The organism is Streptomyces sp. SDT5-1 (assembly GCF_052245995.1).
Lineage (GTDB): Bacteria > Actinomycetota > Actinomycetes > Streptomycetales > Streptomycetaceae > Streptomyces.
In genome coordinates, this window is record NZ_CM125963.1 from 5,286,691 (window position 1) to 5,300,092 (window position 13,402).

General features: G+C 72.3%; 11 protein-coding genes. 3 read left to right on the plus strand and 8 right to left on the minus strand.

Annotated features, from left to right (window positions below):
• Nucleotides 1-30: 30 nt before the first annotated feature.
• On the plus strand, nt 31-978 hold the full coding sequence (locus ACTWJ8_RS24555; protein WP_356374336.1) for a LysR substrate-binding domain-containing protein: 948 nt from the start codon (nt 31-33) through the stop codon (nt 976-978).
• 36 nt (nt 979-1,014) lie between these two features.
• Here ACTWJ8_RS24555 and ACTWJ8_RS24560 read toward each other — a convergent pair whose 3' ends face one another.
• Both ACTWJ8_RS24560 and ACTWJ8_RS24565 read right to left on the minus strand, forming a co-directional pair.
• Nucleotides 1,015-1,299 (minus strand): hypothetical protein, encoded by a 285-nt coding sequence (locus ACTWJ8_RS24560; protein WP_443260283.1) that lies wholly within the window; start codon nt 1,297-1,299, stop codon nt 1,015-1,017.
• The gene (locus ACTWJ8_RS24565; RefSeq protein WP_443260284.1) at nt 1,245-2,183 is read right to left on the minus strand and encodes an SPFH domain-containing protein; all 939 of its coding nucleotides are present in this window, start codon (nt 2,181-2,183) and stop codon (nt 1,245-1,247) included. The genes ACTWJ8_RS24560 and ACTWJ8_RS24565 overlap by 55 nt, the downstream gene beginning before the upstream one ends.
• A 248-nt stretch (nt 2,184-2,431) precedes the next feature.
• Here ACTWJ8_RS24565 and ACTWJ8_RS24570 point away from each other — a divergent pair, with 248 nt between their 5' ends.
• A complete protein-coding gene (locus tag ACTWJ8_RS24570; protein ID WP_356374333.1) occupies nt 2,432-4,666 on the plus strand; it encodes a transglycosylase domain-containing protein in 2,235 nt (744 codons plus the stop codon).
• 4 nt (nt 4,667-4,670) lie between these two features.
• Here the strand turns inward: ACTWJ8_RS24570 and ACTWJ8_RS24575 are convergent, their stop codons facing one another.
• Nucleotides 4,671-5,936, minus strand: coding sequence for an amidohydrolase (locus tag ACTWJ8_RS24575; protein WP_443260285.1), 1,266 nt, complete (start codon nt 5,934-5,936; stop codon nt 4,671-4,673).
• The gene (locus tag ACTWJ8_RS24580) at nt 5,933-7,219 is read right to left on the minus strand and encodes an MFS transporter (protein ID WP_443260286.1); all 1,287 of its coding nucleotides are present in this window, start codon (nt 7,217-7,219) and stop codon (nt 5,933-5,935) included. Before ACTWJ8_RS24580 ends, ACTWJ8_RS24575 begins: the two co-directional genes overlap by 4 nt.
• 88 nt (nt 7,220-7,307) lie before the next feature.
• Here ACTWJ8_RS24580 and ACTWJ8_RS24585 point away from each other — a divergent pair, with 88 nt between their 5' ends.
• The gene (locus ACTWJ8_RS24585) at nt 7,308-8,345 is read left to right on the plus strand and encodes an Lrp/AsnC family transcriptional regulator (protein WP_356374327.1); all 1,038 of its coding nucleotides are present in this window, start codon (nt 7,308-7,310) and stop codon (nt 8,343-8,345) included.
• 1 nt (nt 8,346) lies between these two features.
• Here the strand turns inward: ACTWJ8_RS24585 and ACTWJ8_RS24590 are convergent, their stop codons facing one another.
• The 4 genes from ACTWJ8_RS24590 to ACTWJ8_RS24605 form a co-directional block, all read right to left on the minus strand.
• A complete protein-coding gene (locus ACTWJ8_RS24590) occupies nt 8,347-8,811 on the minus strand; it encodes a hemerythrin domain-containing protein (protein WP_443260287.1) in 465 nt (154 codons plus the stop codon).
• 9 nt (nt 8,812-8,820) lie between these two features.
• Nucleotides 8,821-10,812 carry an ATP-binding SpoIIE family protein phosphatase gene (locus ACTWJ8_RS24595; RefSeq protein ID WP_356374323.1) on the minus strand — a complete coding sequence of 664 codons (1,992 nt, stop codon included), beginning with the start codon at nt 10,810-10,812 and terminating at the stop codon, nt 8,821-8,823.
• A 427-nt stretch (nt 10,813-11,239) separates the two neighbouring features.
• The gene (fomD, locus tag ACTWJ8_RS24600) at nt 11,240-11,917 is read right to left on the minus strand and encodes a cytidylyl-2-hydroxypropylphosphonate hydrolase (protein ID WP_356374321.1); all 678 of its coding nucleotides are present in this window, start codon (nt 11,915-11,917) and stop codon (nt 11,240-11,242) included.
• 73 nt (nt 11,918-11,990) lie between these two features.
• The gene (locus ACTWJ8_RS24605; protein ID WP_356374319.1) at nt 11,991-13,388 is read right to left on the minus strand and encodes a class II fumarate hydratase; all 1,398 of its coding nucleotides are present in this window, start codon (nt 13,386-13,388) and stop codon (nt 11,991-11,993) included.
• Nucleotides 13,389-13,402 lie beyond the last annotated feature (14 nt).

Sequence of the window (13,402 nt, forward strand, 5' to 3'; positions counted from 1 at the left end):
CTCGGTCGTGTTGATCGGAGGTGGCTATCAGTGGCCGTGCAGAACGGAAAGCGCAGGCAGCCCAGCCTGGCGCAGCTCAGGGCGTTCGCCGCGGTCGCGGAGCATCTGCACTTCCGGGACGCGGCGGCGGCGATCGGGATGAGTCAGCCCGCGCTGTCCGGGGCGGTGTCCGCCCTCGAGGAGACGCTGGGGGTGACCCTTCTCGAGCGTACGACGAGGAAGGTGCTGCTCTCGCCGGCCGGGGAGCGGATCGCGGTGCGGGCCAGGGCGGTGCTCGAGGAGGTCGGTGCGCTCGTCGAGGAGGCGGACGCGGTGCGGGCGCCGTTCACGGGGGCGCTGCGGCTCGGGGTGATCCCGACGGTGGCGCCGTATCTGCTGCCGACGGTGCTGCGGCTCGTCCATGAGAAGTACCCCGACCTCGACCTCCAGGTGCACGAGGAGCAGACGGCGTCGCTCGTGGAGGGGCTGGGGGAGGGGCGGCTCGACCTGCTGCTGCTCGCCGTGCCGCTCGGGGTGCCAGGGGTGACCGAACTGCCGCTGTTCGACGAGGACTTCGTGCTGGTCACGCCGCTCGACCACTGGCTCGGCGGGCGGGAGGGAATTCCGCGCGATGCGCTGCGGGAGCTGAATCTGCTGCTGCTCGACGAGGGGCACTGCCTGCGGGACCAGGCGCTCGACATCTGCCGGGAGGCCGGGCGGGACGACGCGCCCGTCGCGACGACCGCGGCGGGGCTCTCCACGCTGGTGCAACTCGTCGCCGGAGGGCTCGGGGTGACGCTCCTTCCGCGAACGGCGGTGGGGGTCGAGGCGACCCGCTCCGCGCAGCTGCTGACCGGGTATTTCGCCGAGCCCGCGCCCACGCGGAGGGTGGCGCTCGCGATGCGCACGGGGACGGCGCGCTCCGCGGAGTACGAGGAGCTGGCGCAGGCCCTCCGGGGGGCGCTGCGGCGCCTCCCGGTCCAGGTCCTCGACGCGTGACCGGGCGCCGCGCCCGAGATCACGGGGCTCCGCGGCTCAATCGCCCGCGGGGCTCGACGTGCCCGTCTCGTTCGACGGCGGGCGGCCCCTGCGAGGGATCGGGCCCGCCGTGCCCGGGAGGCGGCCCGCCTCCTTGAGGGCGCGGCGGAGGAGGAACTCGATCTGGGCGTTGGTCGAGCGCAGCTCGTCCGACGCCCACCGGGCCAGCGCGTCGTGCACGGCAGGATCGAGCCGCAGCAGTACCTGTTTGCGCGGCGCTCGCGGGCTCACTGGTAGAGCGATCCCGTGTTCAGGACGGGCTGCGCCGCGCGGTCCCCGCACAGGACGACGAGCAGGTTGGAGACCATCGTCGCCTTGCGCTCCTCGTCGAGCTCCACGAAGTCCTGCTCGGCGATCCGGGCGAGCGCGGCCTCGACCATGCCCACCGCCCCGTCGACGATCTGCCGCCTGGCCGCGACGACCGCCCCGGCCTGCTGGCGCTGGAGCATCGCCGACGCGATCTCGGGAGCGTAGGCGAGGTGCGTGAAGCGGGACTCGATGATCTGGACGCCGGCCGCCTCCACGCGGGCGTGCAGTTCGAGCGCGAGCTTCTCCGTGATCTCCTCGGCATTGCCGCGCAGCGAGAGCCCCGACTCGTCGTGCGCGTCGTACGGGTACTCGATGGCGATGTGCCGGACCGCCGCCTCGGTCTGCGTCGAGACGAACTCCAGGAAGTCGTCGACCTCGAAGGTCGCCTGCGCCGTGTCCTCGACCTTCCAGACGACGACCGCGGCGAGCTCGATCGGGTTGCCGTACGCGTCGTTGACCTTGAGGACGGCCGTCTCGTGATTGCGCACACGCGTCGAGATCTTGGTGCGCGAGGTGAGCGGGTTCACCCACCGCAGGCCGTCCGTGCGGATCGTCCCCCGGTAGCGGCCGAAGAGCTGGACGACGCGGGCCTCGCCCGGCGCCACCATGTTCAGCCCCGCCATGGCCATCACCGAGCCGACAACGACGATCAGGCCGACGATGATGAGCGCCGTCTTGGCGCCGACCGAGTCGAGCCCGGCGGCGAGCGCGATGACTCCCGCGCCGACGACGAGGCCCACGAGGCCGAGGAGCAGGGCGAGTCCGCCCCCGATGCTGTGCGCCGCGACCTCGCGTACGCGCGCCTTCGGCATCTCCGGTACGTCGGGAGTGCGCGGTGTGGCGTCCGTCTCGGGCATGTCCGTCCCCGTTTCTCTGAGCTGGTCGTTCGTGGCGTGAAAGCCACGAACGTGGTCTAGCAAAGTGATATCACTTTAACGCGCCCGGCAACCATCCGCACCTCCCGATCGTCGGTTCCCATGGGGCAGGTGCTGATTGTCACGTCCGATATGGCCGAATCAACGGAGATTCGTCATAAGTGACGGGTTAGGTTCTTGAGCCGATTCAGCACGATCGTGAGAACTGGAAGAAGCGGAGCGACAAGGTCATGGGCCGAGCGGAAGCGAGGAAGGCGCGCAAGCGCGCGGCGCGGCCGTCGGGCATACGCCGCTTCTTCACCTGGAAGAAGCTCCTGGGCACGTTCTTCGGACTCGTGCTCCTGGGCATGGGCGCGTTCATCGTCCTGTACCTGGTGATCGACGTGCCCGAGGGCAACCCGGACGCCCAGGTCCAGAGCAACGTCTACAAGTACAGCGACGGCACGACGATGGCCCGCACCGGCAAGGTGAACCGGGAGATCGTCGACCTCGCCGAGGTGCCCAAGCCCGTCCAGCACACGTTCGTCGCCGCCGAGAACAAGACGTTCTACACGGACAAGGGCGTCGACCTGAAGGGCACCGCCCGCGGCGTGCTCAACACCGTGACCGGCAAGGGCAAGCAGGGTGGTTCGACGATCACCCAGCAGTACGTGAAGAACTTCTACCTGTCGCAGGAACAGACCGTCTCCCGCAAGCTCAAGGAGCTGGTCATCTCCCTGAAGGTGGACCAGAAGTACTCCAAGGACGACATCCTCGCCGGGTACATCAACACCAGCTACTACGGCCGCGGCGCCTGGGGCATCCAGGCCGCCGCCCAGGCGTACTACGGCGAGGACGCGAGCGAGCTGAGCGTGTCGCAGGGCGCGTACCTGGCCGCGCTGCTGCAGGCCCCGAACCAGTACGACTGGGCGATCGCCTCCGACACCGGCAAGAAGCTGGCGCAGGCGCGCTGGAACTACGTGCTCGACAACATGGTCGACATGCACTGGCTGAGCGCGAGCGAGCGCGAGGGCCTGACCTTCGACAAGCCGAACCCGCCGAAGGCCGCCTCCGGGCTCCAGGGCCAGGAGGGCTACCTCTACGAGGCGGCCAAGGACGAGGTGATGAAGGAACTGAACCTCACCGATGCCCAGTTCAACGCCGGCGGTTACACGATCACCCTCAACATCGACCGCAAGAAGCAGAAGCAGCTGGAGAAGTCGGTACAGCAGCAGCTGAACGACAACCTCGACCGCAAGGACAAGAAGGCCGATGCGCGCGTCCAGGCGGGCGCCGTCTCCGTCGACCCGAAGACCGGCAAGGTCCTCGCGATGTACGGCGGCGAGGGGCTCAGTGAGCACTACGTCAACAACGCGACGCGCACCGACTACCAGCCCGCCTCCACGTTCAAGCCGCTGATCCTCGCGGCCGCCCTGGAGAACGAGGCCACCACCCAGTCCGGCCAGAGCATCACCGCGGACACGATCTACGACGGCACCAGCAGGCGCCCGGTCGTCGACAACGGCGAGAAGGTCGGCTTCGCCCCGCCGAACGAGGACAAGAAGAGCTACGGCCCGGTCACCGTCCAGACCGCCATGAACAAGTCCATCAACTCCGTGTTCGCGCAGATGGGTGTGGACGTCGGCATGGACCAGGTGATGGCGACCGCCAAGAAGCTCGGCATGGACTCCGGCGACCTCAAGCCGTTCCCGGCGCAGACCCTCGGCACGATGGGCGCGAGCCCGCTCGAGATGGCCGGGGTGTACGCGACGCTCGACAACCACGGCAAGAAGGTCACGCCGAAGATGGTGAAGTCGGTGTCCAAGCAGGGCGAGAAGGTCGAGCTGCCGGAGCCCTCCGAGGAGCAGGTGATCAGCCGCGGCGCCGCCGACTCCGTGACGTCGGTCCTCACCGGCGTGGTCGACGACGGTACGGCGAAGGCCTCGGTGCGCGACAACCCGGCCCGCGAAGGCCAGCAGGTCGCGGGCAAGACCGGTACGTCCGACGACAACAAGTCGGCCTGGTTCACCGGCTACACGCCGGACCTGGTGACCTCCGTCGGCCTGTTCGGCGAGGGCGCCCTGAAGTCGTCCGAGGCGGGCGCGCACGTGTCCATGGAGGGCGCGGGCGGCCTGCCCCGCGTCGACGGCGGCAGCTTCCCGGCGCGGATCTGGGCGCAGTACACGTTCAACTCGTCCAGCGCGAACAGCAAGTTCGACCTCGACACCGACATGGGCAAGGCCGTGAAGCCCACCACGACGGCCCCCGCCACGCCGACCGAGGAGCCCTCGACCGACCCGACGCCGACCGAGACGGAGCCGGAGACCCCGAGCGAGGAGCCGACGACGCCGAGCGAGACGCCGACCAGCGAGCCGCCCTCCGAGGAACCGACGCAGCCGACGCAGACCCCGACCGAGACGATCACCCCGAGCTGGCCGGCGGACCCGGTCGACCCGGAGAACGCCGCCGGCCGGGGGCAGAACTAGCGCTCTAGCGGCCCGGGGAGTCGAGCCAGGTGCGGGCCGCGCCGAGCAGGGCCCGCACCCCCAGCTCGATCGTCGGGTCCTGGAGCGGCGCGTACTGCGGCGAGTGGTTCACCGGGATCTCGGCGGGCAGGCCGCGCGAGGCCAGGGTTCCGGCGTCGAGGCCCGCGAAGGCCGCCGGGTCGGCGCCCCCGAAGTGCCAGAACACCGAGGGCGCGCCCAGCTCGTCGCCGAACAGGCCGAAGTCCTCGCTGCCGTTGATCGGCTGCGGCAGCACCAGGACGGCCTGCTCGCCGAGGACCCGGCGCAGCCCCTCGACGGTGGTCGCGGTCGCGTCGTCGCTGTTCACCGTGACAGGGAACGAGCCGAGCGAGGTGAACTCCGGCTCCTTCGGCGACCCCGAGGCCTCCGCCTCCGCCCGTACGATCCTGCGCACCGCGGCGATCACCCGCTCACGCACCACCGGGTCGACCGAGCGGATGTTGAGCCGCAGTTCGGCCTCGTCCGCGATGATGTTCTCCTTCGTGCCGACGTGCATCGAGCCCACCGTCACGACCGCCGTCTGCGAGGCGCCGACCTCCCGCGACACGACGGTCTGGAGGCGCATCACGACGGCCGCCGCGAGCACCACGGGGTCGATCGTCGACTCGGGCGTCGAGCCGTGCCCGCCGCGCCCGAAGAGGCGTACGCGATAGCTGTCGGAGGCCGCCATCACGGCCCCCGGCCTGGTCACCGCGACACCCGTGGGGAAAGGACCGACGTGCTGCCCGAGGCACACGTCCGGCTTCGGGAAGCGGTCCGCGAACCCGTCGGCCAGCATGTCCCGCGCCCCACGCCCGATCTCCTCCGCGGGCTGGAACACCGCGACGACCGTGCCGCTCCACGTGTCCCGCTCCGCCGCGAGCAGCGCCGTCGTGCCGAGCAGACACGTGACGTGCATGTCGTGGCCGCAGGCGTGCATGACCGGCACGTCATTGCCGTCGCGGTCGGTGCCGCGGGCCTCGGAGGCGTAGGGCAGCCCCGTCGCCTCCTGGACGGGGAGGCCGTCCATGTCGGCGCGCAGCAGCACGGTCGGGCCCGCGCCGTTGCGCAGCACCCCGACGACGCCGGTGCCGCCGACGCCCTCCGTCACCTCCCAGCCGCCCTGCTCGCGCAGCCGCGCCGCGGCGATCCCGGCGGTGCGGGTCTCCTGGAGGGAGAGCTCGGGGTGCGCGTGCAGATCGCGGTAGAGCTCCCGCAGGGACGGCAGCAGGCTGTCGAGCGTCGTGGTCATCGGGTCTCCCCTTCGGTGGATACGGATACGGGTGCGGGCCCCGGCGTGCCGTCGGCGTCGGGCAGCCGCAGCGCCCTGCGGAAGGCGGGCGTGGTCTGCGGGGTGACGCAGGCGAGGGCGGCGGCGAGCAGCGCGCCCACGACGAGGAAGCCGAAGGCGGCGCCGAATCCCGCGGTGTCGGCGAGGAAGCCCATCGCGGTCGGCGCGACGACCCCGCCGGCCTGCCCGCCGAACGTGATCAACCCGGCGGCGGCGCCGGTCAGTTCGGGCGGAAGGCTGCGCAGCGGCACCGCGAAGACCGGCATGTAGCTGAGCGAGGCGGACGCGATCGCCACGGTCATCCAGGCGACGAACGCGGCCGTGCTCGACGCCGTCGCCATCAGGACGAGCGCGATCGATGAGACGAGCATCGCGGGCACGACGACCTTGCGTTGATTGCCCTCGAAGCGGTCCGCGAGCCGGCCGCCGACGATCACCGCGACGGCCGCGGCGCCCGCGGGCAGGATCGCGAGCGCGCCCGCGGAGGTGAGCGCGAGCCCGCGCTCCTGGTTGAGGTACGAGGGCACCCAGGTGTTGAGGCCCCACACGATGATGTCGTAGCCGAAGAACATCCCGGCGAACGCCCACATGGTCCCCGAGCGCACCACGGTCCGGGTGCCGCCGCCGGTCCGCGCCCCGGCCTCCGCGCGCTCCCGCTCCGGCAGCCACAGGCGCACGGCCGCGTACACGAAGACGCCGACGGCGGCGACGGTGAAGAAGGCGGAGCGCCAGCCGAAGTGGGCGATGAGCGGCGCGGCGACGAGCGGGGCGACGACGGCGGCCACGGCGTTCGACGACTGCACGACGCCGTTCGCGCTCATCCGCTGCCCCGGCGTGGTCCGTTCGGCGACGGCCTTCATCGAGGCGCCGGGGAAGATCCCCTCGGCGACGCCGAACAGGAAGCGCACCACGAGCAGGATCGCGAAGGATCCCGCGAGCCCGGTGAGCGCCGTGAACGCGGACCAGATGAGCAGCGCCCAGCAGGTGACGCGCTTGGCGCCGAACCGGTCGGCGAGCATCCCGCCCGGAATCTGGCAGACCGCGTACGCCACGAAGAACACGGAGACCGCGAGGCCCTGCTGGGCGCGGCTGAGGTCGAACTCGTGGCCGATCGAGGGGAGCGCCAGATTGATGACGAGGCGGTCGATGTAGTCGATGAGCCAGGCGGCGAAGAGCAGCGTGACGGTGATCTTGGCGCCCCTGTCGAGGCGTTCACGCGCGGGGCCTTGCGAGGGTGGGACCACAGGCACTCCTTCTAGAGTGGGCGTGCTGGTGTGGGGGCGGCTCGGAAGTGGGGACAGAATCCGGCCGCCGCGCGAGAAGGGGCCTCAATTGCCGGAAAACGGCTTCGTGCACGAGCTGGTGCCGGAATCCGCCGCGTTCGAGGAGGCCGACCTCGCCCTGATCGACGCCCTCCAGACCGACCCCCGCGCCCCGTGGAGCAGGGTCGGCCCGGCCGTCGGCATCGACGCCACGACCGCGGCCCGCCGCTGGGCCCGCCTGGAACGCGCGGGCCTCGCCTGGGTGACGGCGTACGCGGGTCCGACCACGGCCACCGTCGCGTACGTCGAAGTGACCTGCACGCCCGGCGACCTGGAGGAGCTGACCGCGCGCCTGGTCCGGCTGCCGTGGGTGTTCAGCGCCGAGCACGTCGTCGGCGACTACGACCTGCTGCTGTCCATCGCCGCGCCCGACCTGCCCGCGCTCGGCCGCCGGGTCAGCGACGACCTGGGCAGGCAGCCCGGCGTGCGCGGCACCAGGACCCGGCTGAGCATGCGGCTCTACCAGGAGGGCAGCGGCTGGAAGGTGCGCGCTCTCGACCCGGCGGGCCGCGCGCGCCTCGCCCCCGCGGGTCCTGGGCCCGGCGCGCCGTCCCGGGCGTTCCGCCCCCGCGACGAGGTCGATCTGGCGCTCCTGCGCGAGCTGGGGACGAACGGGCGTGCCGGGTACGCGGAGTTGGCGGCGGCCGTCGGCGTCGGCGAGTCGACCGTGCGGCGGCGGCTCGCCCGCGAGCTGCGCGACCGGGAGATCCTGCTCCGCTGCGACCTGGCCCAGCAGCTCGCGGGCTGGCCGGCCCTCGCGACGTACCGGGCGACCGTCCCGCACGGCGAGCTCGACCGGACGGGCGCGGCCCTCGGCAGGCTGCCGCAGATGCGCCTGTGCACGTCGGTCACCGGCTCCTGCAATCTGCTGTTCTCGGTGTGGCTCCGCGACCTAGACGGCATGACCGCCCTGGAGACCCACCTCGACGAGCGGTTCCCCGCCCTGCGCGTCGAGGACCGCACGGTGACGCTGCGCACGGCGAAGCGGATGGGGCGGGTCCTCGACGACCGGGGGCGGGCCACGGGGCACGTGCCCGTGGGGTTCTGACTCAGGCGTCCGTCGACCGGGGGTGCGCCGCGCGCCACGCCGCCATCGACGCGTCCCAGTCGTCCCCGGACAGGGCCGTCAGTGAGGCCGGGAAGAGGCCGTCCTCCTCCTTCGCGATGTGCCGGTGCAGTTCGTCCGTCTCGTCCTTGAGGCGCTGTACGTCGCCGGGGTCCGTGAGGTCGAGCGTGGGGAGCAGCGCGCCGAGGTCGCGGTGCTCGGCGACCAGCGCGTCGATGTACTCCGCGTACTCGGGGTCCTCCCGCATCACCGCGAACAGGCCGTCCTCCTCGCCCTTCCAGTGCGAGGCGAGCTCCTTCGCCATGGCGTCGACGAGCGTCCGCGCGGCCGCCACGTCGCCCCGGTCGAGGGCCCGCAGCGCGTCACCCGCGGCGTCGGTGACGCGCTCGTGCTCGGCGATGAACTCCTTGATCAGCGGGATCTCACGGCAACCGCAGTAGTGGCACATGGCCCCTGTCTACGGCACCGGCAGCTCGAACCAGACGACCTTGCCCGTGGACAGGCGCGTCGCGCCCCACCGCCGGGCCAGCCGGTTCACCAGATAGAGCCCGCGGCCGCCCTCGTCCGTCGCCCGCGCCTGCCGCAGGCGCGGCAACTGCGGTACGTCGTCGCCCACTTCGCAGCGCAGCACGTCGGTCCGCAGCAGACGCAGGGTCACCGGACGCGTCGCGTACCGCACCGCGTTCGTCACGACCTCGCTGACCAGCAGCTCCACCGAGTCCGTGAGCTCCTCCAGGCCCCAGCGGTCCAGGGCGCTGCGGGCGAGGCGGCGGGCCCGGCCGGGCGCCGCGTCCTCCGGCTCCAGGGTCCAGTACGCGACGTCGCTCGGCGCGATCCCGTCGAAGCGGGCGGCGAGCAGCGCGATGTCGTCGTCCCGGTCGCCCGGGCCGAGCATGTCGAGCACCTCGTCGCACAGCGCCTCGAGGGGCGGCGGATGGTCCGGGCCCGTCAACTGGGCGGTCGCCGCGAGCCGTTCCCGCAGCTGCTCTATGCCCGTCCAGACGTCGCGCAGGCGCGATTCGACGAGGCCGTCCGTGTAGAGGAGCAGCGTCGCACCGGCCGGGGCGTCCAGCTCGACCGCCTCGAAGTCGACCCCGCCGACGCCGATCGGGGCGCCCGGCGGCACCCGCAGCACCTCGGAGCGCCCGCCGAGGTGCAGCAGCACGGGCGGCGGATGCCCGGCGTTGGCGATGGTGATGCGGTGCGCGACCGGGTCGTACACCGCGTACATGCAGGTCGCCATGCGGTCGGTGCCGAGCCGCTGGGCCTGCTCGTCGAGGTGGTGCAGGACCTCCTGCGGGGGCAGGTCGAGTCCGGCGAGGGTCTGCGCGGTGGTGCGCAGCTGGCCCATGATCGCGGCGGAGGTCATCGAGTGGCCCATGACGTCGCCGACGACCAGCGCGACGCGGCTGCCCGGCAGCGGGATCGCGTCGTACCAGTCGCCGCCGACTCGGGCGGTCTCGGCCGCCGGAAGGTAGCGGGAGGCGAGCCGCACGCCGGTCGGGCGTGGCAGCGTCTCCGGGAGCATCGTGCGCTGGAGCTCGTCCGCGATGTACGCCTCGCGCCCGTAGAGCACCGCCTTGTCGATGCCGAGCGCGCTGTGCGTCGCCAACTGGCCCGCCACCAGCAGGTCGTCGGCGTCGAACGCGGGTCGGTCGGGGCGGCGCAGGAACACCGCGGCGCCGATCACCCGGCGCCGGCCGCGCAGCGGGGCGAGGATCGCGCGCTGTCCGCCGGGCAGCGGCCGGTCCGTGCCGAGCAGCTCGGGCAGCGCGGCGAGCGCCGCGGGCGTGTCCGCGAACACCGGGCGCACCCCGCGCAGCACCTCGGCGAGCGCGCCACCGGAGCGCACCTCGCACAACTCGGCGCTGTCCGCGGTCAGTTCGGTCTGCGGGACGACCGGGACGAGCGGGCCCCCGCCGTCGGTCTCCGTGTCGTCCACCGCGTCGGGGATCCGGTCGGTGCGGCGCAGGCGCAGCACCATGGGCCCGGTCGGCCGCTCGTCGCCCACCGGCAGCGGCTCGCGCAGATACACGAGGATCGCGTCGGAGAACGTGGGCACGGTCGCCCGGCACAGGCCCATCACGATCTCGTCGAGGTCGAGTCCGCGGGCGATCCGCCGGGTCGCGGCGCCGACGAAGCGCAGCCGGTCGCCGTCGCGCCGCATCGCCGCGGGCTGCCCGGCGGGGCGCGGCTGTCCGGTGCGGCGATCGGGGCCTTCCGGAGGCCCCGGGCGCACCGGCTCGGGGGAGGGCGCCGCGGGCTGCGCGTGCTCGGCGTCCGCGGCGGCTCCCGCGGCGCGTCGTGGCTGCTCGGGTAAGCCGCCCGACGTGGGGGCCGAGGCCTCGGCCGAGGCGTCCGAGCCGTGCCGAAGCGCCCCGCGGGGGTCGGCGGGGCGGGCCGCCGTGCCGTGGTGGCGGCCTTCGTGGGAGGTGGGGTACTCCGTCACGCGTGTCGTATCCGTCCGTCCGGGGCTGGGCGCCGTGTCACTGGCCGGTGCGTCGGCCGTGGGGGAACGGCCGGTGCCGTGGCCTGTCGGGGGCGGCGCCGCTGCCGGTGACCTGCGGCGTGTCCCGCAGGGGACCGGATACCCGGAACGCGCGCTCCGGGAACGGAATCCGGGCCCGCGACCCCGCAGGGGATGTGCGGACAGCGGTGCTCACGGTCATGTCGGCCGGTCCGGTCCGGCCCGTCCACTGCGTCTCGCCCACGTTCACGGTCCTGCCGCCCCTCGATGACCTCGTTGACATCGTGTCAGACCAGTTGTGCGTGCCAAGAGTTGTCCGTAGAACCCGCACATTCGGACCGGTGCTCTCTGCGCCGCTGTCTTGCGGAGGACGATCCTACGGTTCCCCCATGGGGGCGCATCAAGGGTCTCATGAGGACACGTGCGCGGGCGTACGGTCCCAGTCCGCCGGGAGTGCGGGCACGGGCCACGCCGGGTCCGGGCGCCAGTGCTGCCAGCCGTCGGGGTAGGGCGAACGCCAGTTCTCGATGTCCGCGACCGCCCGGCGGCCCGCGGCGCGCACCTCGGCGGCCTGCCCGGGACTCATCAGGCCGACCGCCTGGGCCTGCGCGAACTCGTCCTCGTCGTGCCAGCGCCAGCTGCCGTCCGGGTGCACGGAGAGGTCCAGGAAGTGGTCCTCGGAGTCCACGCCGCCCGACCAGCGGACGCGCGGCTCCTCCAGGTTCACGTACCAATTGCGGAACCTCCAGCCCGGTTCCCAGAAGAGCCACACCGACCAGGGCTCGCCGGGGCGCGCCAGCTTCAGGACGCCGGTGCCGAACCAGCGGTCGCGCTGGAGGGCCCGCGGCTTGGTGTAGCGGGTGGCGAGCGGCTCGCGGTGCACCGGGGTGCCGTCGGCGAGCACCGGCTTCACGCACTCGGTGCCGGGCGCCATCCACACGGCGAGCAGCTCGTCGGTGTCCTGGACGACGGTGACCGGACGGCAGATGTGGAAGCCGTCGCCCCCGTTGGCGCGGTAGCGCCACAGGATCGGCTCACCGGGCGCCCAGCGCCCTCCGCTCTCGGTCGTCCGGTCGTCGTCTGTCATGCGCAGATATTAGGTGCCATCGGCATACGACGCTGCGGTGCGTGTCACGAATACGCCATCCGGCCACGAGCCGTTACGGGTGCGTCATGCGCAGGACATCCAGCGCCTCGTCGAGCTGCTCCTCGGTGAGGTCGCCGCGCTCCACGTAGCCGCCCTCGATGACGACCTCCCTGATCGTCTTCCGCTCGGCGAGGGACTTCTTGGCGACCTTGGCCGCCTCCTCGTAGCCGATGTACTTGTTGAGCGGCGTGACGACCGAGGGGGACGACTCGGCGTACTCGCGGGCCCGTTCGCGGTTGGCGGTGATGCCGTCGACGGTGCGGTCGGCGAGCAGCCGCGACACGTTGGCGAGCAGCCGGATCGACTCCAGGACGTTCTTCGCGATGACCGGGAGCATCACGTTCAGCTCGAAGTTGCCCGCGGCGCCGGCCGCGGCGACCGTCGCGTCGTTGCCCGTGACCTGTGCGGCGACCATGAGCGTGGCCTCGGGGATCACCGGGTTCACCTTGCCCGGCATGATCGACGAACCGGGCTGCAGGTCCGGGAGGTTGATCTCCGCGAGCCCCGTGCGCGGACCCGAAGCGGCCCACCGCAGATCGTTGGCGATCTTCGTCAGGCCGACGGCGATGGTGCGCAGCTGGCCGCTCGTCTCCACGATCCCGTCGCGCGCGCCCTGCGCCTCGAAGTGGTCGCGGGCCTCGGTCAGCGGCAGCCCCGTCGCGCGCGCGACCTCGGCGATCACGGCTCCGGAGAAGCCGGGCGGGGTGTTGATGCCGGTGCCGACCGCGGTGCCGCCCAGCGGGAGTTCGGCGAGGCGGGGGAGCGAGGCGTTGAGCCGCTCGACCCCGTAGCGCACCTGCGCCGCGTAGCCGCCGAACTCCTGGCCGAGGGTGACCGGCGTCGCGTCCATGAGGTGCGTACGCCCCGACTTCACGACGTCGGAGAACTCGGCGGCCTTGCGCTCCAGGGACTCCGCCAGGTGCTCGAGCGCGGGGATCAGATCGTGCGTGACGGCCGCGGTGGCGGCGATGTGGATGGAGGAGGGGAACACGTCGTTCGACGACTGCGAGGCGTTCACGTGGTCGTTCGGGTGCACGTCGCGGCCCAGGCGCTCGGTGGCGAGCGTGGCCAGCACCTCGTTCGTGTTCATGTTCGACGACGTGCCGGAACCCGTCTGGAACACGTCGATCGGGAACTCGTCGTCCCAGCGGCCCTCGGCGACCTCGGCGGCCGCCGCGGCGATCGCTTCGGCGATGTCCTTGTCGATCACCCCCAACTCCGCGTTCACCGTCGCCGCCGCGCCCTTGATGCGGGCCAGCGCCTCGATGTGGGCGCGCTCGATGCGCTGCCCGGAGATGGGGAAGTTCTCCACGGCGCGCTGGGTCTGGGCCCGCCACTTCGCGGCGGCGGGGACGCGGACCTCGCCCATGGAGTCGTGCTCGATGCGGAATTCGCCGGCGTTGTCGCTCATGCCAGGTACAGCGC

Coding starts and splice junctions, on each gene's coding strand:
- ACTWJ8_RS24565 (WP_443260284.1), bottom strand. CDS start 2,183: ATGCCCGAGACGGACGCCACACCGCGCACTCCCGACGTACCGGAGATG.
- ACTWJ8_RS24570 (WP_356374333.1), top strand. CDS start 2,432: ATGGGCCGAGCGGAAGCGAGGAAGGCGCGCAAGCGCGCGGCGCGGCCG.
- ACTWJ8_RS24575 (WP_443260285.1), bottom strand. CDS start 5,936: ATGACCACGACGCTCGACAGCCTGCTGCCGTCCCTGCGGGAGCTCTAC.
- ACTWJ8_RS24590 (WP_443260287.1), bottom strand. CDS start 8,811: ATGTGCCACTACTGCGGTTGCCGTGAGATCCCGCTGATCAAGGAGTTC.
- fomD (WP_356374321.1), bottom strand. CDS start 11,917: ATGACAGACGACGACCGGACGACCGAGAGCGGAGGGCGCTGGGCGCCC.
- ACTWJ8_RS24605 (WP_356374319.1), bottom strand. CDS start 13,388: ATGAGCGACAACGCCGGCGAATTCCGCATCGAGCACGACTCCATGGGC.